Here is a 23,204-nt window from a genome sequence, read left to right as displayed (position 1 = left end):
GAAACCAAATCAATCAAATCGAAAATTTATCAATCAACAAAAAATAATTATTAACAATCAAAAATTAACATTATGAACATCGTAGGCAGAATTACAAAAAACGCAGAAATCAACACTTTGAAAGGTGACAAAAAAGTTGTGAATTTCTCAGTAGCAATCAATGAAAGTTATAAGAACAAAGAAGGTGAACGTGTTGAACAGGCAACCTACTACAATTGCTCCTATTGGATAAGTCCAAAAGTGGCAAACATCCTTACCAAAGGAACATTGGTTGAATTGACAGGAAGAGTGAGTTCTAATGCGTGGATAGGAAAAGACGGAGAAATTAAATCAGGTCTCAATTTCCATACGTCAAACATCAAATTACACGGTGGTGGTCAAATAGTAAAATCAGTATTGAAAGAAGATCCTAAGCCGAAGAAAGTGCAATTTACAGAAGAGGATAATGATGATGATCTGCCATTCTAATAACTATATAAAACAAAATTATGCAGACCAATTTTTTCAGGCAGCTTGCTAAGCTTAATCTTAAAGGTGATTTACAGATGATCCTTCGAGAAAGCACAGATAACAGTTTCGTTCTTTCCGTATTGCTCAATAATGAGCAATGCGGTGACGAAACAAGAAAGATAATTCCCCTCTTAATCTCAGAGGAACAGCATGTCTGTATGGGCACAGTGGAAACAAGGATAAAAAACTCAGCCTCATTGGAAGAATTTATTGAGAATTGGGAGAACTGCTTTTTTAATTCTTATTTCAGCCATCTGATGCTGAATCATAGAAAGAGAATATGGAATACACAAATCAATCGCCTTGATCAATAGGGCTAATAGATTTTTTGGGACTAATTGGAAGGCTGAAACACGCAATTTTGAAAAAGACATTTTAAGAGGTTTTGATATAAATAAACAGTCCACCATCTATATTTCCTGTGTTGATAGTGTACAGTCACGCTTCAACATTGCCGAAATCCTTAACGAATTAAAAGAAATCGGAGGCTATTACAGAAGTAAAGGCAGATACTGGATAGACTTCGGGAATAGTCAACAGTCTGGACAGGTTTTGCTTTCTACAATTGGTAAAATAAAACAACCTGATTCAGAAAAATTTGACACTGTGGAAAGTCTGCCGTTTATAACGGATGAATTTGGGGATTTATTGAAAGTTTCAGAATCTCAAGATGATACTCCGAGTTGCAGTCTTGTGGAAGCTTTAGAAAAACAGGACCTGTATATCAATTCAACGTTAGCTCAAATGGGAATATCTTTGCTGTGGAGTTTATTTCGCAATGGATTTATCGAAAACAAAGGGTTTTTTCTCAATTTAAAAACGTTTCAATCCCAACCGATTAAAGTCGACTGACAAAAATCGGGCGGCAAAAATGCAATTTCTTCCTATGGTCGAAATCGCATTTTTGCCAAAGCGGAGCAAGCACATTTCAAAAATCATTGCCTTGTCAGTTCCCTGTATGTTTTTGAAAAGAGCTTGCGGATTTATTTTTTATTGGTCTTTTTAATTTCAAAATATTATTAAGAAATTCCTATCATAGAATGGCTTCGTTGTTTTATGGAATATGACCTTATTTATAAACAGAAAAATTTCTACATCACCAATCTGAACCTGTGTCAATCTAACGTATTAATTTGCTAACGTGTGTAAAATAACTACAGGTAATCATAAGACCTGTGTAAAATGAATACAAGTAGAATGCTCCTATTTCTAAAGGATGAGTAAAATAGCCACAGGTCGTTCGATGCAACTGTGCAATATGTTACACCCATCATCATAACCTGTGTTAAATAGATACAACTACGGGAATTTGTTCAACTGTCTTGCTTTTTATTTTTTTAAGCATCTTTTTCTACGCAATAAATGTTACTCAATCGACATTTTCAAACCTGTGAAATTCACATACTTTATTTTGCAAGATGTGTCTTTGTACCCACAAATTTTGGCAAATTTTCGAGTACAAAGACGATCTTGCCTTTTCTGCAAAAAGGAGAAAAAACTTCGGAACTTGTTTTTTATTTTATCAAAATTTTGAATAGGTTCTAAATTCAACGTAATCTTTCTTTTTTAATCTCCAACTTTTCCAGCTAAATCCAAACTATTCGTTTTTAGATCAAGCCCTTTGATTACTATTGTTTTACGGGGTTTTTTCGTTCAATTTTGTCTCAGGAATTTTAAACAAAATACCAATGAGCAAATTCATTTATTTCTTGCTACTGTTAATAACTATTTCAATCGAGGGGCAGGTGGGCATCAATAGCCAAACTCCTGAAACAACTTTAGAAGTTGTAGGAAAACCAAATGATAGTAATCATTATGACGGTATTATTCCGCCAAAAATAACAGGAGACCAGCTTGCCGCAAAAACATATTCCTCATCAAAAAAAGGTGCCATTATTTACGTGACTCAACCTGCATCAAATCTTTTGGGTCAAGTCATTCATATTGTTGAAGAGGGGTACTACTATTTCAATGGTATGTTTTGGAATCAGATGTTTAAGGAGCCGACTTATTATGATGCTCTTATCGTATTGGACGAAACACTTTCTGCAAATACTATTTCTGAACAATCCTCGTGGAACACATACCTTCCTTTTCCTACAAATCCTCGTCAGCATACATTATCTACAAAAATATATAGATTAGGAACATCAGGTCTAGAAATAACTGGGCGAATCGATGCGAGGCGAATAGGAACAATTGGCTATTTAGATGTCAGTATAATTTGTTCAACACCTATCACTTCAAGCTACGTAATACTGAATCTTTCAAAACCATTACGGGATTTAGGTTTTATGTCGGATGGCAGCGTGAGTTCACTGAACAATATTTTAGTAAGTGGGAACTCAAATGGAATTAGTTCAGGAGTAGAACAGGGCATTATTTCATTAACGAACGTTGATTTCAATCTACTTCTTTGGAAAAATCAAATCGAAAAATTTACCGGTACCATAAAGGGCATGACCACTTTTCCGATTAATTATCTGAATGTAATTGAATGATAAATAAGCAGGATTTTGAGAAGAAAAAATACATTAAAATAAGGATTTCCATCATCCAAAAAGAAAAGTGGAAGAAAGTGTGTTCAGAAAAAAAAATCTCTTTATCAAGTCTAATTATTAATTCTGTTGAAAACAGGATGATGGAAGACGAGAGAAGAAAAGTATTAGCGTTCATTGAAAAGCAAGATAACATTTTCGGAAAAATTGAAAACAATATCAATCAGGTAGCAAAAATAGCAAATGGTCAAAAATTTATCAGCGAAAATGAACTCAGAAATTTTTCGGATAAGTTGTCAGAGATCATGATTCTGAAAAAAGAACAGAATGAAATCCTTAAAAAAATCTATGCAAAGCTATCAAGATGATTGTTAAGATCATGGATCCGGCAGGTCCGAGTTTTCCAGGAGTTAATTATAACGATAAGAAAATTGACAATGGAACCGGAGAATTAATGCTGATGAAAAATTTTCCGTCATTCATCAATGAATCAAGCAGTAAGGAGCAAGTAAAAAATTATTTAAGAGCTATTTCAATCGGGAATAAAAAAGTAATGAATCTCCAATTTCACGCCATGATCTCTACGAAATTTCAAGGACATTCGAAAGAAGAACTTACTAAGATAGCGGAAAATTTTATGGATGAAATGAAATATGGCGGACAGCCTTTTATTGTGGTTTTTCATAAGGATACAGATAATAATCACGTACACATTGTTTCAACTCGTGTTGATAAACAGACAGGGAAAAAGATCAATGACAGTTATGAAAGGCTTAAAGCCCAAAAAGCTTTAAGCGTTACAATGGAAAAATTGTATGGTCAGAAACCGGAAGAAGAATTGGAAAAACTGCTGAACTACAAAATAAGTTCGCTTAATCAGTTGGAAACTCTACTTAATAGAAATGGTTATAAGATAGGCAAAAACACAGATGATATAAATTCTTTTAACATTTTAAAAAACGGAGTAATACAGCAAACACTTTCAGGAAATCAGATTGTTTTTGATAACAGTAAAAATGATAAAAGGGCAAAGCAGATCAAAGCCATATTAAGCAAATACAAACAATTGTATTCCACCAAGGTTTTCAAGGTGGAAGATGACAGAAAAAAGGAGTCAATGCTCCCAAAAGAAAAATTACGAGAAAATAATTTAAAAATAAAAATCAGTTTTGAAAGTGAACTCCAAAAGAAGCTGAAAGATGTTTTCGGGATCGATGTGGTTTTCCATCATAAAGAAGATAAAAATCCTTTTGGCTACACCGTAATCGACCATAAAACAGGAAAAGTCTATAAAGGAAGTGATCTACTGAAAATGAATGAAGTGTTTGAATTTACTTCTGACAAGCTAGATAAGAAGACTTTTGAAATCCTGAAAGATTATAATATTCCGAACCAGGAATCAAAAAAAATATTGCTTGAATTTTTAAATAAAAAATATCCGGAAGCAGAAATCAAGGACTTTATGCTTTTTGAAAATCGAGGAAAAAAAGATCTGGAAACCTACCGAAAAGTCCAGTTTGAAGTAAAGGACTTTATTAGAAATAACAAAAACACAAATGATGGAAAAAAAGATATTTCTATAACAACTGCTGAAGACGGAAAGCTGTATGCTGTTCATACCAGATTCCATTACATCGGCGAACTTCAATCATTAATCGGAGAAAAGGAATATCAAAAATTTCTGAATCCGACAGGCGTAAATGATATGCAGACAGAAAACCGGACTGAAAATAATAAGAAAACAGAATTAAACAAAGCCGTCAACGAAATGCTGTTTGAGTTGATGAAAAGTTCAGGAACTGCAAAAGACCCTGTCGAAAATGAGCTCAAAAAAAGACGAAAAAAAAGACGATAAAATGATGGTTGTCGGCTGATATAAAAATCATCTTCGATCCAACAACAATCAGTTAGAAACATAAACTAAATCCAATGATCATAACATTTGCTACACAAAAAGGAGGAACCGGAAAAACAACTTTAGCCATCGCTTTTGCCAGTTACATTTCGGCAATTTCGGAAAGGAAAATCAATGTTTTTGATTTTGATTATCAGAAATCATTTTACTACAAATGGAAAGATGATGAATCATCGGAAAGTCCGAAATTGTATGAAGTGGAAATTATTGGCGATGATGAACAACAGCCATTTTCAGACTTTGAGACCCTCATTAATTTAAAAGATAGCGATGACATCAACCTTTTTGACTTGGCAGGAACACTCGATGCAAAATACAGCGATCTGCTCATTTACAGTGATTTTATCGTGATCCCGTTTGAGTATTCAGATGTTTCTGTCAAGTCCACATTGGTCTTTATCAATATGCTGGGACTATTGGAAAGTGAGGCTGAAAGAGTATTTATCCGTTCCAAGTATGATAAAGGCTACAAGTATCTGAATCAGGAAGGAATGGACATTGAGCTGAAAAAATTCGGATTGCTACTGGAAAATCCTGTATTCAAAAAAAACTGCCTACAAAAGATTGATACCAGAAAGCTGACCTACGAACAAAAATATGGGGTAAGAAAATCTTTCGATGAATTGATAGAATATATTAATCAAACATTGAAGATCACCCTTTGAAATAAAAAATATACCTAAGTATTAATCTCTTTAACCTCAGTAAAAATGATAAAAATATCGCTTTGCATCTTGGCTGTTTATCTGACGTATTACGCCGGAAATATCTTATACGATCTGTTTCTGAAAAAAGAAAAAGAAATCTATAAAGAAGAGACGGAGGAATTTTCATTGTCCGAAATTTCTGAACAGTACGAAGATCTTACTAAAAATGTAGGGATTGAAGATGTAGAAAATCTCAACACTCCCAAGTCCTTTAATAAAAATGCAATCCATTCTGATATCACTGAAGGAAATGAAGAAAGACAAGATCTGGAGTATTTGAGGGAAATATTTGAATCTGAACAAGATCTGGATGAACCGGGCATTGCACTAAAAAAAGATTCCACGGAAATCGAAAACCAATCACATCCTGAAAAAGCTGAAACAATCGAAGTAGATTTTGACCAGACGGAAAAAATATCAGCCGAAAAGGAAAATCAGAAACCTAACGAAGTGATTCGCGAAAACCCAATTACAGTTAGTGCAGACCAGGAAACTTCCAGAATAAAAGATTGGAAGGCGATGCTTAATCTTTCTGAAACCTTGGTTCAAATGGTTGCGAACTATGACGGATACAAAGTTTATCAATCCACGATGTAGTTAGCCAACTTAAACAAAATATAACGTACTGATTATTAGACTTAACAGCGGATTTTCATCTGTTGTCCGGGACTCCTATGCCCAAAATTTAACACTCAATTGATTATTAACCCCTTATAAAATTTTTGAATTATGATGAAAAATTTTTTCACAAAAAACGTGACAACAAAAAAAGTTCTAACCCTAGCCTTGGCAATTATGGCGATAACTCCCGCATTTGCCCAAGGTGGTGCAACTGCCATTTCTAACGCAGCAAGTGATATCCGAGATTATTGGGATCCTGTTAAGCTTATTCTAAAAGCGGTAGGTGGATTGGTCGGCTTCATCGGAGGTCTTCGGGTTTATAACAAATGGACGAATGGTGACCAGGATGTCAACAAAGAAATCCTTGGTTATGGAGGAGCGATGATCTTCTTGATTGTCGTTCCGGAATTCGTAACCGCATTCTTTGCATAAGATGGGATTCTACCTTTATAAGGGGCTGAAAAAGCCCCTTGTATTCTTCGGACTCAAAGGGAAATACATCTTTTACGCAGTCGGTGTTATCGGAGGCGGAGTCATTTCAGCATTGGTACTCTCGAAGTTCGGTCTATTCGGCTCTCTGCTTGGTCTTGTAGTCACTGCGGGAGGTGTTTATTTCATTTTCAAAAGACAGGATAAGTACGGTTTGTATGATAAAACCAAAAACTTCGATCAGATTTTAATTTTTCCAAAAAGGTTAGACAGTAATAAACTTTTAAAGAATGGCAACAACAAAAAAACAAGCATTTAGCATTCCTTTTATCGGATATGATTATGGAGAGGATTTCAATTGGGATTTTGATGTACTTTTTGGACAGTACGGGAATCCTATCATTGGCATAAGGATAAAAAATATTGTAGAACAGTATTCGGCAGACCCGGATAGCTATCTCAATTTCCACACGGTTTTAAATCAAGTAGTGTCGATTATTGGAGAAGGAAGAATTGTTCAGAAGCTCGATATTTTTTCTAAGAAAAGATACACCGCTGAACAATCCAATCAGTTTCTACAACAAAAATATTCAGAACACTTTGACGGAAGGCTTTTCAAAACTATTGAAACGGTATTGTTCTATACCGACATCATTGATGACAAACTGAAAAAGAAAAATAAACACTATGATTTTTCAGAAAAAAGCTACAAAGAACTTCGGGATAAATGCCAAAAAGTATGGATGCTTTTAAAACAGAATGACTGTGAACCGGAGTTTTTATTTGAGAAAGATTTTGAATACTATATTTCAGGAGTATTATCGATGCAGTTTTCTGATTCTCCAACATTTGATAATATCAAAAGCACCAATGAATATTTGCAGATAGGCAAAAAGTTTGTCAAAAACATCTCTTACGTAGATGTAGAAAACATTGATTTGCCATCAGAAATTGATCCCTATTCTATTCTTGCAGGAAACGGTGTAGCAGCTGAAACGGCAGTTGATAATTTTACATTCATCAACGAACTGGAAGACAATGAAACGATTGTTTATAATCAGATTATTACGATTCCACTACAAGCACCACAGCAAAGAGAACTCGACAAGAAAAAGAAAAAGCACGAAGGAGCAGCCAACAATTCACCTTCCAATGCCATCATTGCAGACGAAATTCAAACCCTGCTTCATAATATCGCTATTGATGGACAACTGGTAGTGAATGCGCATTTCTCGATTTTATTTTCCGCTGATACTTTGGAGAAAATGGAAAACATCCAGTCCATGATAGAAAATAAGCTATTTACAAAAGGAATCATTGTTTCAAAGAACGCCTACAACCAATTAGAACTCTTTCGGTCAGCGATTCCCGGTAACGGAACAGAACTCAGAGAATACGATCTGTTTATGACGACAAGCGAAGCGGCGTTGTGTTTTTTTTTTAAAGAAAGTTACCCAGTCAATGAAGAATCCAATTTCTACCTAAGATTTACAGATAGGCAAGGCGTTCCGCTAAAAGTAGATCCTTCGGATTTACCGATGAAAACAGGAAGGATCAATAACAGGAATAAGTTTGTTTTAGGACCAAGCGGGTCAGGCAAGAGTTTTTTAATGAATAATATTATCGAGCAATATCTTACTTACAATTATGATGTGGTCATTGTTGATACAGGAGATTCTTATTCAGGAACATGCAAATATAAGGGAGGACGATACATTCAATACACTGAAGAGAAACCCATTACGATGAATCCTTTTCTGATGGATAAGAAAGAATTTAATATCGAAAAAATCGAGTTTTTAACCAATTTGATTTTCTTGATTTGGCAAGGTCCGGATTCTTCGATGTCATCGGCACAAAAATCCATTTTAGATAATGTGTTGATGTCTTATTACCATCAATACTTCAACTCAGGAACCGAGTGGTATGAAAATAAAAGTTCTGAAGAATTGATGCTGTATTTAAGCAAATATAATATTCACGAATCAGATATTTATACCGAGTATGAGAATGAATCAAACGGTAAACATACTTACTATGATGTTTTGGGAATTGCCTTCGATGCAAGTTCTGACGAAGTGAAAGATGCGGGAAGAAAGTTGTTGAAATTTTATCATCCCGATAAGAATGTTAATAATCCCGAATATGACAGTGAACAATTTTACAAAGTTTATGAAGCTTATGAAACTTTGAATGATGAAGAAAAAAGAAAAATCTATAATGAAACCCAATTGATTCTTATAAAATCAAATGAAATTATCAAACAACCCAAAACGCCTGAAGATTGGTACAGTTCCTTTAGAAAAGCCATTATCAAGAAAATTATCGAATTAGAGGAAAAATTAGAAACGAAAGAACTATCCTTTAATGGATTTTATGATTATTGCGATCAATTTCTCCCCCTTTATTTAAACAACCGAAAGCACAGAATCACTGAAAAGGAGTTCAATCTGAGAACATTTCTCTTTGTATTAAAAGACTTTTACAAAGGAGGGAGGTACGGAACCACTTTAAATGAAAGTGCAGACAACACGCTTTTTGATGAAACATTCATCGTTTTTGAAATTGACAACGTAAAAGATAATCCCAAACTCTTTCCGATTGTAACGCTCATTATTATGGATACTTTCATTCAGAAAATGAGGCTTAGAAAAGACCGCAGAAAAGCACTCATCATCGAAGAAGCCTGGAAGGCCATTGCTAGTAAATTGATGGGTGGATACATTCTTTATTTATATAAAACAGTGAGGAAATTTTGGGGAGAAGCGGTGGTGGTAACGCAGGAACTGGATGACATTATTGGCAATGCGGTGGTAAAAGATTCCATTATCAATAATTCGGACACTTTAATATTGCTTGACCAGACGAAGTTCAAAGATAATTTTGATAAGATCGCCTCATTGCTTTCACTTAATAAAGTAGAGCAAAACAAGATTTTCACCATCAATAATCTCAACAATAAATTCGGTAGAAGCCGATTTAAAGAATTTTACCTGAAGAGAGGTTCTAAGGGAGAAGTGTATGGAAATGAAGTTTCGCTTGAACAATATCTCACCTACACTACAGAAAAACCGGAAAAATCGGCAGTTGAATATTATGTGCACCAATACGGAGACTATGATGAAGCGTTGCGCAGAATAGTTAGTGATTTGAAAATCTTCGGAGACAGCCTCGAAAACTTGGTGTCACTCGTGAATTTATATCAAAATCCATTGGATGATAAAATCAATTCTTTCTACAGAAGGATGAAAAAAGAACACAAAGGGAAGAATGTTTTCAAAATCATCTCACAGGAATTAGAAGACCGCCAAATCATCTTTTCAGAATTAATCAATAAACAACAATATGAAAAAGTTTAGCATTTTATTTTTAGGTTTTGGAAGTTTCCTTTATTCGCAAAACACCTACATAGACCCAACGGTAACGGCGGCAATGATCCTGTATTCTGAAAATCTAAAAGCCAAACAAAATGAAGTCATAGAAGAAACTTCAAAATTAAAGGACGCACAAACGTGGGTTGGAACACAGATGGTAGCAGCCAATGATATTCAAAATAAAATTCTGAAGGGTTTAAAAGAGGTTTCCGGCACATTACAAAACGGAATTCAGGCACAAGAAATCTACTCTGAGCTCAATAAATGTTATGCTTATTCCTCACAAGTAGTACAATTAGCATCAGAACATCCGGAGTATGCCATTTTTGGAGTCAAGGCTTCACAAAAAACCTATGAGCAAAGTTTGAAAATCGTTACCGATGTATCAGATATTCTCGCCTCCGGAGAACTCAATCTGGCTACTGCGGGAGACCGATACAAAATTCTGCATAATATTTCCGGTAATGTCAAAAATCTGAAGCTTTGGCTTTTGGCGATAAAATTACGACTGGAAAAAGCCAACCGATTGGGGTTCTGGAATTCCATCAATCCGTTTGCAGGCTACATCAATACAGATAAAGCGATTGTTGAAAATATTATGGATCGATATAAAAAGAATTTTTAAGAGCAAAAAGATGAAATCGAAAAACAAGATTCGCCGAATTTATGGAGGCAAAAGGAAAATTGTTATGGGTTTGCTTATTCCGACGGTATATGTGATAATAACTTCTTCAGGTGGTGGTTCTACACCAGCGTGGCAACAGGAAAATGTATCATTTCCGATGATGGATATAGAAATCAATGCCACGATGAAAGAACACGACAGGCAAAAAGAAATGAGGCAAAAACAAATTGCGAATGCCACAGTAGAAACGTTCAATAGAAACCAATGGAACAATTTTAAAGAAAAAATTACCAAAGTTCAGGACAGATTGCGAATTGTTTCATTTGCCATTCAAGCGATACCCACCGGAATAGCAATGAGCAGGGAAATAACGAAAATAACAAACAATCAATCTGCCATTATCAATGAAATAAACGATGCTCCTTATCCAATTATAGCCGTTTTGCCTTCTCAGGTTCAGTTTGTTGATGATTTGCAAATGGTAACACGGCTTGTAACCGGGATCATTTTGTCTTACGGAGCCATCAACCAAATGGAAAAATCAGAACGTAAAGTATTATTAGACTATGCCTTGGGTGAAGTAAAAACATTGAGCAGGAATTCTACGCATATGCTTTTGAAGATAAGGGATATTAAAGCCAAAGTAAAACGCAATAAAAGAGCCTTTCAATATTATGTCAATAGAGATAAGCAAGTAGTTGAAAGCATCATGGATAACATCAAATCTTTTTAAAATGAAATCGAAGATTCGCAAATTCCATAACAAAAAAATGATAATGATATGAGCAAAAAAATATTTCTTTTCGGAGTTTTATTCTTCTCTGTTGCATCTGTAAAAAGCCAGCAAATAGTCATTAATGATAAACTCCTTTCGCAGATCACCGTAAATCACGGCGTTCGATTAGGAAGCGAACAGGCTTTTTTGGATTCCTATGAAAAGCAAAAAGAATTGTATGATGACATCAACAATAAGGTAACGCAAATCATTGCGATTCAGGAATACATCTATCAACAACTAAAAAATGTGAATTCAGCCCTGACCCAGAGCAAAAAACTTATTTATCTCTATCAATATTTGGGAAAAATAGTAACGAACTCCAATAAAATGCTGGATTTATCAGCACAGCATCCTGAATATTCGGTACTCATTTCAAAATACTACATAGAAATCGGGAAGCAAACGATAAAGCTTCAACAGGAAGTTACTCAGGATATTCTCAATGAAGACAAAGACTTTCTGATGGATGCAATGGATAGGGAAATGCTGATTGAAAAGATTTTTACAAGGGTAAGAAATATCAATGGGAATATTTTATACATCAATCTCCGATTAGAGAATGCCAAGAAGATCCCTTATCTGTATCAGGTTCCTGTTCTCCGCAATTACATCAATATCGACAAAGCTATTGTTGGCGACATCATCACTAAATACAACCACATCTTTAATTAAAAAATCATGAAAAATCTACTAAAAAAAATCAGCCTATTTCAGTTACTCCTAATCGCAACCACTGTTTTTGGACAATTGAGTGTAAAGAGATTGAATGACCCTTCGATTGTTGCCCAGCATAAAAGAATGGTCTTTCAAGATTGGGGAGATTGGCGTCCTTACCCAAAATACTTTTTAGGAGTTCAAACCAATTTTGCTTACGCAACGGTTTGGGGGTTATGGTCTCCAAAAATCAACAGGGATTATAAAGATGGCGAAGACATTCGACCATTAAAACCTACAGGAGTACAAAATCAAAGATTTGCCCAGTTAAAGTTTCAGGAAGAAGAAGCAAAAAAAATAAAAGCCGCTTCGGACACCATTCATAAAAGAAGCGTTCAGGATTTTGCCCATTGGACTTCCGCTACTGTTGATGCCGATCCTCTTTGGTTGTTGTATTACAAACGAATGTTAAAACCCATTACCGAATTTCCCGATACGCCTCAAAATTTTATCGAGTGGCGATTGAAAGACCAGCTAACGTTTGAAACACTCAGTACTATGGGTACTATAACACGGCTTCAAGAAGAACTGGATCTGATCAAAGAAAAATATTCAATGTCCAGAAGTATGGATATGCCAAGAGGAAAACGATTCATTATGTATCACGAAGCCCTTATCAAGTGGAGAAAATTCGTACGGGAATTGAGAGATTACAATAACAAGACAACACTTCTTACAGATTACAAAAATATTTTAAAGAACCATTCAAATTATGCGTTACCTCCGGCGTGGACACCAGCATCAGACCAACAAATTGTTCAAAATATGATGAATCATTATAAACACCGATTTTAAAAATGAATAAAACAACGTTATTATTTTGCCTTTTGACAATATTACTGCCAATTATTGGCTTTGCTCAAACAGATGGCGATTACAGTAATCTACTCCAATTTTTAAAAGGGGATGGCGCTTTTGAGAAATGGTTTATGGAAGTTTTCACAAAACTGGACAATAGTGTGCAAGATAGCGCCGCCGGTTCTGCTTTGGTTGGAAAAGCCATTGGAGGTTTAGGCGCTCTGATGTACCTCGGATATATGGGCTGGCAAATGGCGGCCGGAGACAGGGAGTGGGAAATCACCCCAATGCTGAAACCAATCCTTATAGGATTTACCCTTGTTTACTGGAGCGGATTTGTCAGTATGATTCAAGCACCATTTGAGGCCATTGCCGAACCAGGAATCTCAATTTTCAGTGAAATAGAATCGGAAGTCAACGACTTAAGGGTCGAAAGATTTAAGAAGCAGCAGCAATTATTGGATGCAGTCATCAAATTGAAAGCTGAAGAAGATGCCAAGCAGGAAGTTATTGAAAATACCACTGAAGATGCAGATGATTCGTGGTTTGACATCAGCGAAGGATTGGATAAACTCATTCAGCCCATCAAAGAGTGGTCGATAAGAATGGAGTTCCAAATGCAAAAATTAGTGGCAGAACTCATTGAATTTTGTTGTCTTTCCATTCTTAGGATTTGTGTATATCTCATTTTCTTCATTCAAAAAATATGGTCTTACATTTTAATTATTTTGGGACCGATAGCTGTTGGAATGGCTCTTGTTCCCGGGTTTGAAAGTTCATTATACAATTGGATATCCAAGTTCATCAACATCAATCTTTACACTTTTGTTGCCTATACGATCATCAACATTGGTCAGCAACTCATCGCTTCCGGTTATACAATGGAGATCGAAAGATATGATACGCTTTTATCCAACGGAACGATTACCAATTTAGATGCTTTGATGGTGTACGTTTCAAATTCCGGTATGATCTACAACCAGCTCTTTACGTGCGTTGCCTATGTTGTTACAGGAATTGGTGTGCTGATGACTCCAACTATTGCAGACAGTATCGTTTCAGCCGGAGGAGCAGGAGCAATGACCAAAATGAAAAATGCTGCAGGAAAAATGGCAAGTAGTGCTAAAACAGCAATACTGGCAGCTAAAACAGGAGGAGCTTCAGTAGCAGCAAGTGTAGCAACAGGTTCCGCATCGGGAAGGGTTCAGCAAGCGATGAAAAACGGAAAATAATCACAAAAAACACCACAAATGCTTATTAAAAACATAGAACAAAGAATTAAAATCAATAAGATTATTTCAATCTCAACCATTGCTTTTGCTGTTTTCATTGTCATTGCCGGATTTTTCTTTGCGTACAGAATGATCGAGGACTCCAGAAAATCAATTTACATTTTAGACAATGGGGTTCCGGTACTTGCAAAGCAGACAGATGTCCTGCTTAACCGACCTGTTGAATACAAAGCTCAAATTGAATTATTCCACCGATTGTTTTTCACACTCGCTCCGGACGACACCTACATCAAGGATAATATTCAAAAGTCCATGTATCTCATTGATGACAGCGGAAAAAAAGAATATACCAACTTAAAGGAAAAAGGATTTTACAATCAGATCATCGCCTCCAGTTCGATGGTAAGTATCCATACCGATTCTATTGCACTCAATATGGAACAGAAGAAATTTCAATTTTTCGGGAAACAGATGATCACAAGAAAATCTTCTGTCATTACAAGAAAGCTCATCACTGAAGGTTTCTTTGAAGACATCATCAGAAGTCCCAATAATCCTCACGGTGTGATTCTTAAAAACTGGCGAATCATCAATAACGAAGAACTATCCAATCAAAATAAAAATTCTTACTAAAATGGAAACTACATTAAAACAAAAGGGTCAGAAATGGCTGCAATGGGCAGTTCAAAATCCGAAGAAATTCTTCACTTATTCAATGATTCTCCTGTCGGTTTCATTTATAGGGTCTCTCATTCAGGGCATATTTTTCCCTTCCGACACTACATTCAAAATTAGACCTCCGGTTTTGTATTCCAAAGCTAAGACGAATCAAAATTTATCCGTCAACAATGATAAAGAGATGGAGAAAATAGTGAACGAACTGAAAGCTTTAAAAGTAAAAAGAGACCAAAACACTCTGAAAAAAGAAGACAGCTTACGAATTGACTACCTGTTTAACCAATACCAAAAATTAAAATATGGACATTAAAAAAATAAATTTTAAAGAAAAAAAATATGTTTTGCCACTTCTGGCTTTACCGTTTCTTTTTCTTTTCGGTTATGTAGGAGCGCAGTTTGTCAAAGAAGACACGTCTGAAAAAGATAAACCAAAAGAATTGTCTCTTTCACTGGGCGATACGCAGGATTCCATTATGACCAAAAATGATGCGTATGATGCTTTTTTCAAAAAAGAGGATAACAGAACGATGCTTGGTGGATTAGACAAAGAAGAAGATAGTTTATTGAACTATGATGACCAATTGTCACTGGACCAAAAAAGAAAAATTGACTCCTTAAAAGCAGAAAACGGAAGACAAAACAGATACCAGGCAAAAGAAAATCAATCCTCGTATTACAAACCAAATCAATCACAGAGGGATGACAAAGATTACAACAGGTCTTCAGAAATCATTAAAATGCTGAATGACAAATCTTACGGAAACCAAGAAGATAAATACGCTGATACACCAAAAGAAAAGACACAAAGTGTCCAACCAGACCCTGTAAAATATCTGAAAGAACAAATGCTCGTTATGGATTCTTTAGAAAAATCCCGTGATCCTGAGTACCAAAGTAAACTCGCAGCAGAACAAAAACTGAAGTCCAGTAAAGAGAAAATGGAAGATTTTCTTAATTCAACTTTCAATGTGAGCAAATCCGGAATCAACAGTGGTTTCAATGCTTTCTATAAGGAGAAAGAAAACAGCTTTATCAAAGCGGTCATTGACGAAAACAACAAAGGATTTTTAGGAAGCCGGATTAGGTTCCGATTGTTGGAAGACATCTTTGTCGGGAATAAAAAAATAATCATAGGTTCGATATTATACGGACAAATCTCAGGATTTTCAATGCAGAGAGTCAATCTCAATATTGTATCTGTATTCACAAAAGGAGAAATCTATCCTGTCAATCTTTCGATTTATGATGTTGACGGTATGAAGGGATTGTATGTTCCGCAAAGTGTTTTCAGAGATATGATGAGGGAAATGGGAAGTAACTCAGTACAAGGAACTCAGATGGATATGGGCGGAAAAGGATTTTTCTCAAGCATTGGATCCAGCCTGTTTACATCAACATCTAAATCTATTGCCAACCTGATCAAAGAGAACAAAGCAAAATTGAAATACAATTCTTACGTCTTTTTAATCGACGAAAAACAACTGAAAGATTCACAAAACCAACAAAAAAAATAAAACAATGAAACTTACTTTATATATCCTTTTACTATTGGTGTCAAATTTTTTGACGGCTCAAACTGCAACCAAAGAACAGATTATTTCCGATTTACCGGAGATTGAAATTACCGAAGGGATCAACCTGCATATTATATCGCCTGAGCCCATTCAGTATGTGGATTTGTCGACAGAAAAACTGACTGGAGATTTGCCTGCTACAAACATTGCCAGAATAAAAATCACAGACCATCCCGATTCTAATGAGAAAGGAAAGATTAAAATGCCTGCTGCATTTTTCAATGGTAATAAAATAGGAGTAATAACTGTGGTTGCGCAGTCTTTCATCGCACAGTACAAAGTTGTTTACAGAGACCAAGACAACCTCAATACGATTACCAATATCCATATTCAACCCGAAGCAATGCAACCTGTAGAGTTTGATAAAATGGTTTTTTCAAATCTTGAGTTGAGAAAATTTGCAATGGATATTATTCAAAAAAAATCTCAGAAGAATCCAATTAGAGAAGAGAAAAATCTTAAACTCAGCTTTCAACTCAACAATGTTAATGTCATCAGTGACTACATCTTTTTGGATATGACCATCAAAAATAACTCTAATCTGAGTTACGATATTGCGGATTTCAAATTTTCTTTAGAAGACAAAAAAATCCATAAGGCCACCAACAACCAAAGTGTAGAAATGACCCCAATTTTTCAACTGAATCCTCAAAAACATTTCAGGAAAAATTTCAGGAATATTTATGTGTTCAAAAAATTCACTTACCCAAACAGTAAGGTAATGATGATTCGTCTCATTGAAGAACAACTCTCGGGCAGAACCATCGAAATGAAGGTGAACTATTCTGAAATTCTTAAAGCTGATACTTTTTAATTTTTTTATTATGGAATACATAATTGATAATGTGAAAAATTTTTATATCGTCCTATTACTTACCATGCTTGTATTAGTGGTTTTAGATATAATTTTTGAAAAAGGAAAAAATAGAAAATTAGAAAGGGAACTTGAAAACTATAAATTGGAATACCAAAAATTGGAAAAGCATTTCAGTGAGTTTAAAGATAATGAAGAGGCAAGTCGCTCATACATTATCGAGAACGTCGAAAAAAGAGGAAATGAATTAATTAATCAATTGAATCTGTTGAATGCCAAACTTGTTAAAATACAGGAAAAGCATAATAATTTGCAGGAAAAGCAACAGGAGTTACACGATAGTTTACTGGAAGAACACAAATTACTGAATCAATATTTCGAAAATTATTCTTAATGCAAGAGCAACAACACCAAATCAAGATTTACGGCTTTTTACAAAAAGCGGTGTACGCAGTCGTTGCATTAGATTGTGCTTCGCTTTTTTACCTTTATACTGATGTTCCGGTAGTATCCAACTTATTGAAAAATTTTTCAAAGCTGAGTTTTATTTACCCGCCTATTAATGCCAAATTTGCAACCTTGATTTTGATAGGATTAGTTGCAATTGGAACAAAAGCCAAGAAAAAGAAAGACCTCAATATTGCTACAGAAATTGTTGTTCCAATGATTTTGGGATTGTTGATGATTTTCTCTTCGCTGATATGGCAAAATGAGGCAGGAAATGCGAAGCTTCCAAAAGTATTTCCGGGCTTCAATCTTTATCAGGTAATCTATGCTGTTCTTTCTTTTCTAGGAGCCGTTATTCTTCAAATGGGTGCAGATTCCATTTCAAAACTGATGCAGCAGAAAATGGGAAAAGACCGATGGAATGTAGAGGAAGAATCCTTCGACCAAAATCAAGAATTAGTAACATCAGATACGACAATCAATATTCCATACTTGTTTCGTTACAAAAACAAGAGCAATAAAGGTTGGATGAACATCAATCCTTTTCGAGGAACGATGGTCATCGGAACACCGGGAAGCGGAAAATCTTTCGGAGTCATCAATCCTGCAATCCGACAGATGATCGCCAAAGGTTTTTGTCTTTGCATTTATGATTTTAAGTTCCCCGATTTAGCACAGATTGCATACTATCATTATTTGTTGAAAAAAAGTAAAGAATCAGATTATCATTACAATTTCCACGTCATCAATCTGAATAAGGTTGAAAAATCAAAACGAGTAAATCCATTTCATAAAAAATACATCCAAACTTTGGCAGAAGCCCAGGAAATGGCAGAATCAATGGTGTCCTCTTTACAGAAAGGAGGTTCGAGTTCAGGAGGTGGCTCTGAAGCATTTTTTACCCAATCTGCGATCAATTTCCTTTCGTCCTGCATTTATTTTTTTGCAACATTAGAAAATGGAAAATATTCTGATCTGCCTCATATTCTTTCCTTTATGAACCGAAGTTACAAAGAAATTTTCGATACACTCTTTACCAATGAAGAAATTTTCTCTTTGCTTTCACCCTTCAAGACGGCTTATGATAACAAAGCTTTTGACCAATTGGAAGGACAAATCGGAACGCTCAAAATTTTCCTTTCCCGATTGGCAACGAAAGAGAGTTTCTGGGTTTTTTCTGGAGACGAAGTAGAATTGAAGATTACCGATCGTGAAAATCCATCCATTATCATATTAGCATCAAACCCGGGAACACAGGATATTAATTCTGCATTGTATTCTTCGGTATTAAACAGGACTTTAAGATTGATCAACTCAAAACACAACTTACCCGGAGGAATTATCGCAGACGAATTTCCGACGATTTATATTCATAAAATTGATAACATCGTAGCCACTGCAAGAAGCAATAAAGTTGCTGTAATGCTTGGACTTCAGGAAATTCCGCAGCTAAGACAGTTCTACAAAAAAGAAGTTGCTGATACGATTTCTGCCATTGTTGGAAATATTCTTTCCGGGTCCGCAAGAGATAAAAATACACTCGATTGGTTGGAAAAACTATTCGGCAAAATAAAACAAAAATCATACTCTCAATCCATTTCTCAGCAAGGAACAACCACCAGCATTAATGAAAAAATGGACAATATGATTCCTGCCGGAAAAATTGCGGCTCTGAAAACTGGAGAAATGGTTGGAATGATCGCACAGGGAGAAGAAAATGATGCTGAGGAATATAAAACGTCTGCAATTAGTGGTAAAATTAATTTGGATATGAAAGCGATTCAAGAAGAAGAAAAAAACTATGTGAAAATGCCCTCTTATTATTCTTTTATAGATAAGAAAGGAAATAACCGCAAAGAAGAGGTGTTGATGACCAATTTTAGAAAAATTAATAAAGAAGTGGAACTCATTGTGAATGAAAATATAAAAGCTGCATAAAATGAAAAAACTAAAATACACATTTACTTTGATGGCGCTGTTTTACAGTAGCTTATCATCTGCACAATTCAATACGATTATACCAACATTACCGAAAAAATCTGAAAATATAAAAGTATCAGATAAAACTAACATTGACGAACCGGTAAACCAGAAAAAGAATAAAAAAACGTGGAACGAGGTTTTAAACATCATCACAAAATCAGATCTGAAAAATCAAATTGATTCCCTGAAAATACTCATTAAAGAATATGGAAGTGTAAAGGATGAAGGGATAAATGACATTGAAAAACTCAAAACTTCTTTAACGCAGCTCACACAAAATCAGCCTGAAGATCATAGAGAAACATCAAAGAAGCAGGCTGCAGTTACGACCTATGATTTTGTAGATGAACCAACAGAATATTTTTCAAAAATTGTAATGCCACTTAAAAATAAATTGATAGTAACATCATCTTACGGAACCAGAACGCATCCCATTTTCGGAAGCAAAAAAATGCACAACGGGATCGACCTTAAAGCCAACTATGAAAATGTCTATTCCGTAATAGATGGAATTGTTACGGCAACCGGCTGGGATTCTAAAGGCGGTGGAAATTTCATCAAAGTAAAACATTTCAACCGTTTTGAAACAACCTATATGCACTTATCAGAGATCTATTATCGGATAGGCGAAAAAGTAAAAGCTGGTTTTATCATTGGGAAAAGTGGCAATTCCGGAAATTCCACAGGACCACATCTGCATTTTTCGGTAAAAGAATTCGGACAAAACATCAATCCTTCTCATTTTTTAAATGACCTCATAAAAGTAAACAATTTAATAGCAACATACAATGAATAACACAACCTTACCTACCGATGAACTAAAAAAATACGGAATTATTAATGAGGATAATTCTTTCTCTAAAAAGCTAAATATAGAGGATGTTCAGAAATTTCTGCAAGGATATACCATCGTTGCAGACCACGACAAAAACAGGGCGACTTTTCAGCTGACTGATAATAATACTAAACTGAAGGTCATCTTTTTGGAAAGAGATAAAAGTATTTCTGACATCCTCGAAAACAGTAAAAATAATATTCAATATACTGATGTCAAGAATGTTTCTAAATCTGCAAATGAACTGAGTTTCGAAAAAAAAGCCTTCATTTTTGACAAAGAAACCGAAAAAGTAGTTGAATTTGATTTCATTAAAAATTCAAGAGAATTGACCGCAATTATTGCAGATAAAAAAAATACAGAAGAACTTAACCGTTACATAGCAGAACTTCTAAAACTTAAATCTTTTCTGCAAGATAAAATTGTTCAGTTCCCAGAAATGGCAAAAGAAATTACGAATGATTTGAATATTGTGTCCAAGGAATTCAATACGGTTGCTGGAATCTCTGAAAAGCAAAATCACTCTCAAAAACAGGAAAAATCAAACGTACAACTGAATGTGAATGACCCCGATGTTTATCAGGATGCCAATCGACTGAGAGAAGAGGAAAGCCAAGAGCAGGAGGAGGAAATACAAAAGTCAAGAGGATTTAGAAGGTAAATTAAGAACCTGGAAAAATGGAAAATGAACTAACCTGGATAGATAGGAATATTACTCCGAGAACCGGGGCCTATAAAAATTTTGTAAAAGAAATGGAAAGTATGTCACCTGAACATTTTTTTAGGGACGGAGAGCGGACGTTTACCGATAGAGAGAAAAAGTTTATATCAATTCACCAAACTAAGGGAAGAGAATTTATTCAAGGTTCAATTTTTACATTGAAAACATTTTTCAATTCAAATCAGGGCTTCCCTATTGAGGATAAATTTAATACTACCGCTGAATTAGTCAGATTTATTGAAAAGCAGCAACTAGCCAATAAACATTTGATTTTGCAAAATAACAGGGAGTCTACTGAAATCACTATAAGTAATGAGTCAATAAAGCAGAAATTTCTCTCTGATCTCTGGGCTCAGGAATTGGAGAAAAAAACTGATTTAAGTTCCGGATTGACCTATACACAAATTGATGAAAAGCAAGCTCATCATTATCGAAATTATGAAGTTGAAGCTGCAAAGTTATCATCAGAAGGGGTTCATGAAATTGAAATGACTGATTTGGAAGAAAATGCAGATTTTTTTTCAGATGAAGGCTTTGAAGAAAATTTAACCCCTGCATATAATCTTCCGGACGGCTGGACCTGGAACGATTACGATGATGGAAGTGGCTCGCTGAAGAGTCCAAGCGGTCATAGATATTACAGCTATGATATGGAAAATCAGGAATATACATTACCGTACGGTCGGCGAGAATGGACAGGTATGAGAGATTTTTATGATGCTCCAAAAAGTTTGAACGAATTCAAAAGCTATGTCGAAAACGACTTAAAATCCAAAGCGGTGCAAAATAATCTTTATCCGAAACTTTCCGAAGAGGAAAAAAATGATATTCTCAATTACAGGATCTTTATGAAAGAAAAAGAGTTCTTACTGGAGAACTTGCAGATCACAGCGAACCAAAGAAAAGCTTATTCAGAAAAAATGGAATTCGGAACAACGAATGGAGATTATTCTTTGACCAATAAACAATTAGACCAAATTCCGGATGTCCTTGATGGACACGACCTGTCCAAAAATGAAAAATACGCATTAGCTTTTGGCTTGTTGGAAAAACCGGAATATGGCGAATCCTATGAAATATTGATCAGCGGTGAAATTTTAAAAATCTATCTGGAAGAAGATAGTTTAGCAAAAAATCGAATATTAACAATCAACGAAATAAAATTTAACAATCAAAACCCAAACATTATGGAAACACAAAAAGAATTCGATCAAGTACAATACCTAAAAGACCAAATGAAATACCTCGGTTTCGGAGAGGGTGAAAAGCTTCACAAAGATTTGGAAAAAGGCATTAATTCCAAAAAGCAACAGTTTGAAATTAAAACCACTTCCGACAAAACCTTGCCAGACAACAAAGTAGATTTTACCTTGAAATTCAATAAATCGGAAAACGGCGGTGTTTTTCTCAATTCTTACAATGCAAAATTAACCAATGTAAAGAGTGAAGAAATTTCTCATAATTTTCCTGTCAACAGAGAAAACACTTTTACTGCAAAAGAAGCAGTGAATCTTTTGGAAGGCAGAACGGTAAAAATCGAATTTAACAATCCGAAAACCGAACAGCTAGAACCCGCCTTTGTAAAACTCAAATTTGATGAACCAAAAACCGAAAAGGGAAACTATGAATTTCAGAATTTCTATAAAAATTATGGAGTAGACACAGCAAAGATCGTAGAAAAATCCAATCTGATTTTCGATAAGCCGGAATGGAAGGAAAGTACCATAAAATCTTTGGAAAAAGGAAATATCGTCAAGGTAAAATTTGAATTGGACGATAAAGTGGTAGAAGGCAAAGCGGTACTGAATCCGCAATACAAAAACCTGAATCTGTATGATTCCGATATGAACAGAATCAATACCAACAAGCCTTTAGAAGGTTTGGAACAAGACAATAAGCACGAAAAAAATAACGTGAAAGAACAAAGTATTAAACGATAGATAACACGTAC

Annotated in this window: 24 protein-coding genes and 1 pseudogene; all 25 read left to right on the top strand. The window is 35.1% G+C overall.

Annotation, left to right across the window (positions count from 1 at the left end):
* Nucleotides 1-72 precede the first annotated feature (72 nt).
* The 25 genes and pseudogenes from ASG22_RS10160 (at nucleotide 73) to ASG22_RS10040 (ending at nucleotide 23,193) form a co-directional block, all read left to right on the top strand.
* On the top strand, nucleotides 73-468 hold the full coding sequence (locus ASG22_RS10160; protein WP_055983703.1) for a single-stranded DNA-binding protein: 396 nt from the start codon (nucleotides 73-75) through the stop codon (nucleotides 466-468).
* Between the two features lie 20 nt (nucleotides 469-488).
* Nucleotides 489-824, top strand: a complete 336-nt coding sequence (locus tag ASG22_RS21565; protein WP_055983700.1) for a hypothetical protein — start codon at nucleotides 489-491, stop codon at nucleotides 822-824.
* Nucleotides 781-1,362 (top strand): annotated as a pseudogene (locus tag ASG22_RS10150) (PRTRC system ThiF family protein); the annotation flags it as partial. The gene ASG22_RS21565 and the pseudogene ASG22_RS10150, both read left to right, overlap by 44 nt.
* A gap of 836 nt (nucleotides 1,363-2,198) precedes the next feature.
* Nucleotides 2,199-3,011, top strand: coding sequence for a hypothetical protein (locus tag ASG22_RS10145; protein ID WP_055983694.1), 813 nt, complete (start codon nucleotides 2,199-2,201; stop codon nucleotides 3,009-3,011).
* On the top strand, nucleotides 3,008-3,376 hold the full coding sequence (locus tag ASG22_RS10140) for a hypothetical protein (protein ID WP_055983691.1): 369 nt from the start codon (nucleotides 3,008-3,010) through the stop codon (nucleotides 3,374-3,376). The genes ASG22_RS10145 and ASG22_RS10140 overlap by 4 nt, the downstream gene beginning before the upstream one ends.
* Nucleotides 3,373-4,863 (top strand): relaxase/mobilization nuclease domain-containing protein, encoded by a 1,491-nt coding sequence (locus ASG22_RS10135; RefSeq protein WP_055983689.1) that lies wholly within the window; start codon nucleotides 3,373-3,375, stop codon nucleotides 4,861-4,863. Before ASG22_RS10140 ends, ASG22_RS10135 begins: the two co-directional genes overlap by 4 nt.
* Before the next feature lie 74 nt (nucleotides 4,864-4,937).
* Nucleotides 4,938-5,588, top strand: coding sequence for a ParA family protein (locus tag ASG22_RS10130; protein WP_055983687.1), 651 nt, complete (start codon nucleotides 4,938-4,940; stop codon nucleotides 5,586-5,588).
* A 45-nt stretch (nucleotides 5,589-5,633) separates the two neighbouring features.
* Nucleotides 5,634-6,227: a hypothetical protein gene (locus ASG22_RS10125; RefSeq protein ID WP_131726182.1), complete on the top strand. Its 594-nt coding sequence runs from the start codon at nucleotides 5,634-5,636 to the stop codon at nucleotides 6,225-6,227.
* Nucleotides 6,228-6,362: 135 nt separating this feature from the next.
* On the top strand, nucleotides 6,363-6,683 hold the full coding sequence (locus tag ASG22_RS10120) for a DUF4134 domain-containing protein (protein WP_394366667.1): 321 nt from the start codon (nucleotides 6,363-6,365) through the stop codon (nucleotides 6,681-6,683).
* Between the two features lies 1 nt (nucleotide 6,684).
* Nucleotides 6,685-6,999 (top strand): DUF4133 domain-containing protein, encoded by a 315-nt coding sequence (locus ASG22_RS10115; protein ID WP_055983679.1) that lies wholly within the window; start codon nucleotides 6,685-6,687, stop codon nucleotides 6,997-6,999.
* On the top strand, nucleotides 6,971-10,039 hold the full coding sequence (locus tag ASG22_RS10110) for a TraG family conjugative transposon ATPase (protein ID WP_055983676.1): 3,069 nt from the start codon (nucleotides 6,971-6,973) through the stop codon (nucleotides 10,037-10,039). Before ASG22_RS10115 ends, ASG22_RS10110 begins: the two co-directional genes overlap by 29 nt.
* Complete coding sequence (locus ASG22_RS10105) at nucleotides 10,026-10,679, top strand: hypothetical protein (protein ID WP_055983674.1); 654 nt, start codon at nucleotides 10,026-10,028, stop codon at nucleotides 10,677-10,679. The genes ASG22_RS10110 and ASG22_RS10105 overlap by 14 nt, the downstream gene beginning before the upstream one ends.
* Nucleotides 10,680-10,689: 10 nt before the next feature.
* A complete protein-coding gene (locus ASG22_RS10100) occupies nucleotides 10,690-11,412 on the top strand; it encodes a hypothetical protein (RefSeq protein WP_238586895.1) in 723 nt (240 codons plus the stop codon).
* A gap of 48 nt (nucleotides 11,413-11,460) precedes the next feature.
* Nucleotides 11,461-12,129: a hypothetical protein gene (locus ASG22_RS10095; RefSeq protein WP_055983672.1), complete on the top strand. Its 669-nt coding sequence runs from the start codon at nucleotides 11,461-11,463 to the stop codon at nucleotides 12,127-12,129.
* Between the two features lie 6 nt (nucleotides 12,130-12,135).
* Nucleotides 12,136-12,966 carry a hypothetical protein gene (locus tag ASG22_RS10090; RefSeq protein ID WP_055983670.1) on the top strand — a complete coding sequence of 277 codons (831 nt, stop codon included), beginning with the start codon at nucleotides 12,136-12,138 and terminating at the stop codon, nucleotides 12,964-12,966.
* A 2-nt stretch (nucleotides 12,967-12,968) separates the two neighbouring features.
* Complete coding sequence (locus ASG22_RS10085) at nucleotides 12,969-14,201, top strand: hypothetical protein (RefSeq protein WP_055983668.1); 1,233 nt, start codon at nucleotides 12,969-12,971, stop codon at nucleotides 14,199-14,201.
* Between the two features lie 18 nt (nucleotides 14,202-14,219).
* Nucleotides 14,220-14,834, top strand: a complete 615-nt coding sequence (gene traK, locus ASG22_RS10080) for a conjugative transposon protein TraK (protein WP_055983666.1) — start codon at nucleotides 14,220-14,222, stop codon at nucleotides 14,832-14,834.
* Nucleotide 14,835: 1 nt separating this feature from the next.
* Complete coding sequence (locus ASG22_RS10075) at nucleotides 14,836-15,189, top strand: hypothetical protein (protein WP_055983664.1); 354 nt, start codon at nucleotides 14,836-14,838, stop codon at nucleotides 15,187-15,189.
* The gene (gene traM, locus ASG22_RS10070) at nucleotides 15,185-16,393 is read left to right on the top strand and encodes a conjugative transposon protein TraM (protein WP_055986730.1); all 1,209 of its coding nucleotides are present in this window, start codon (nucleotides 15,185-15,187) and stop codon (nucleotides 16,391-16,393) included. The genes ASG22_RS10075 and traM overlap by 5 nt, the downstream gene beginning before the upstream one ends.
* A gap of 4 nt (nucleotides 16,394-16,397) precedes the next feature.
* Nucleotides 16,398-17,267 carry a DUF4138 domain-containing protein gene (locus ASG22_RS10065; protein ID WP_055983662.1) on the top strand — a complete coding sequence of 290 codons (870 nt, stop codon included), beginning with the start codon at nucleotides 16,398-16,400 and terminating at the stop codon, nucleotides 17,265-17,267.
* A gap of 10 nt (nucleotides 17,268-17,277) precedes the next feature.
* Entirely contained in the window at nucleotides 17,278-17,661 is a 384-nt protein-coding gene (locus ASG22_RS10060; protein ID WP_131726181.1) for a hypothetical protein, read from the top strand.
* Complete coding sequence (locus tag ASG22_RS10055) at nucleotides 17,661-19,652, top strand: type IV secretion system DNA-binding domain-containing protein (RefSeq protein WP_055983659.1); 1,992 nt, start codon at nucleotides 17,661-17,663, stop codon at nucleotides 19,650-19,652. Before ASG22_RS10060 ends, ASG22_RS10055 begins: the two co-directional genes overlap by 1 nt.
* Nucleotide 19,653: 1 nt before the next feature.
* The gene (locus ASG22_RS10050) at nucleotides 19,654-20,493 is read left to right on the top strand and encodes a M23 family metallopeptidase (protein WP_055983657.1); all 840 of its coding nucleotides are present in this window, start codon (nucleotides 19,654-19,656) and stop codon (nucleotides 20,491-20,493) included.
* On the top strand, nucleotides 20,486-21,193 hold the full coding sequence (locus ASG22_RS10045) for a hypothetical protein (RefSeq protein ID WP_055983654.1): 708 nt from the start codon (nucleotides 20,486-20,488) through the stop codon (nucleotides 21,191-21,193). The genes ASG22_RS10050 and ASG22_RS10045 overlap by 8 nt, the downstream gene beginning before the upstream one ends.
* Before the next feature lie 17 nt (nucleotides 21,194-21,210).
* Entirely contained in the window at nucleotides 21,211-23,193 is a 1,983-nt protein-coding gene (locus ASG22_RS10040; RefSeq protein ID WP_055983652.1) for a hypothetical protein, read from the top strand.
* Nucleotides 23,194-23,204: the final 11 nt, after the last annotated feature.

Source organism: Chryseobacterium sp. Leaf405 (assembly GCF_001425355.1).
GTDB lineage: Bacteria > Bacteroidota > Bacteroidia > Flavobacteriales > Weeksellaceae > Chryseobacterium.
The sequence above is the reverse complement of the archived record's forward strand: the minus strand, read 5'-3'. Positions and strand labels throughout refer to the sequence as shown.

Bases quoted from the DNA above. Each gene is read 5' to 3' on its own strand.
- ASG22_RS10115 (WP_055983679.1), top strand. From the start codon at position 6,685: ATGGGATTCTACCTTTATAAGGGGCTGAAAAAGCCCCTTGTATTCTTC.
- traK (WP_055983666.1), top strand. From the start codon at position 14,220: ATGCTTATTAAAAACATAGAACAAAGAATTAAAATCAATAAGATTATT.
- ASG22_RS10130 (WP_055983687.1), top strand. From the start codon at position 4,938: ATGATCATAACATTTGCTACACAAAAAGGAGGAACCGGAAAAACAACT.
- ASG22_RS10095 (WP_055983672.1), top strand. From the start codon at position 11,461: ATGAGCAAAAAAATATTTCTTTTCGGAGTTTTATTCTTCTCTGTTGCA.
- ASG22_RS10140 (WP_055983691.1), top strand. From the start codon at position 3,008: ATGATAAATAAGCAGGATTTTGAGAAGAAAAAATACATTAAAATAAGG.
- ASG22_RS10040 (WP_055983652.1), top strand. From the start codon at position 21,211: ATGGAAAATGAACTAACCTGGATAGATAGGAATATTACTCCGAGAACC.
- ASG22_RS10105 (WP_055983674.1), top strand. From the start codon at position 10,026: ATGAAAAAGTTTAGCATTTTATTTTTAGGTTTTGGAAGTTTCCTTTAT.
- ASG22_RS10135 (WP_055983689.1), top strand. From the start codon at position 3,373: ATGATTGTTAAGATCATGGATCCGGCAGGTCCGAGTTTTCCAGGAGTT.
- ASG22_RS10060 (WP_131726181.1), top strand. From the start codon at position 17,278: ATGGAATACATAATTGATAATGTGAAAAATTTTTATATCGTCCTATTA.
- ASG22_RS10100 (WP_238586895.1), top strand. From the start codon at position 10,690: ATGAAATCGAAAAACAAGATTCGCCGAATTTATGGAGGCAAAAGGAAA.
- ASG22_RS10110 (WP_055983676.1), top strand. From the start codon at position 6,971: ATGGCAACAACAAAAAAACAAGCATTTAGCATTCCTTTTATCGGATAT.
- ASG22_RS10120 (WP_394366667.1), top strand. From the start codon at position 6,363: ATGAAAAATTTTTTCACAAAAAACGTGACAACAAAAAAAGTTCTAACC.
- ASG22_RS10160 (WP_055983703.1), top strand. From the start codon at position 73: ATGAACATCGTAGGCAGAATTACAAAAAACGCAGAAATCAACACTTTG.
- ASG22_RS10090 (WP_055983670.1), top strand. From the start codon at position 12,136: ATGAAAAATCTACTAAAAAAAATCAGCCTATTTCAGTTACTCCTAATC.
- ASG22_RS10075 (WP_055983664.1), top strand. From the start codon at position 14,836: ATGGAAACTACATTAAAACAAAAGGGTCAGAAATGGCTGCAATGGGCA.
- ASG22_RS10065 (WP_055983662.1), top strand. From the start codon at position 16,398: ATGAAACTTACTTTATATATCCTTTTACTATTGGTGTCAAATTTTTTG.
- ASG22_RS10085 (WP_055983668.1), top strand. From the start codon at position 12,969: ATGAATAAAACAACGTTATTATTTTGCCTTTTGACAATATTACTGCCA.
- ASG22_RS10145 (WP_055983694.1), top strand. From the start codon at position 2,199: ATGAGCAAATTCATTTATTTCTTGCTACTGTTAATAACTATTTCAATC.
- ASG22_RS21565 (WP_055983700.1), top strand. From the start codon at position 489: ATGCAGACCAATTTTTTCAGGCAGCTTGCTAAGCTTAATCTTAAAGGT.
- ASG22_RS10050 (WP_055983657.1), top strand. From the start codon at position 19,654: ATGAAAAAACTAAAATACACATTTACTTTGATGGCGCTGTTTTACAGT.
- ASG22_RS10055 (WP_055983659.1), top strand. From the start codon at position 17,661: ATGCAAGAGCAACAACACCAAATCAAGATTTACGGCTTTTTACAAAAA.
- ASG22_RS10125 (WP_131726182.1), top strand. From the start codon at position 5,634: ATGATAAAAATATCGCTTTGCATCTTGGCTGTTTATCTGACGTATTAC.
- ASG22_RS10045 (WP_055983654.1), top strand. From the start codon at position 20,486: ATGAATAACACAACCTTACCTACCGATGAACTAAAAAAATACGGAATT.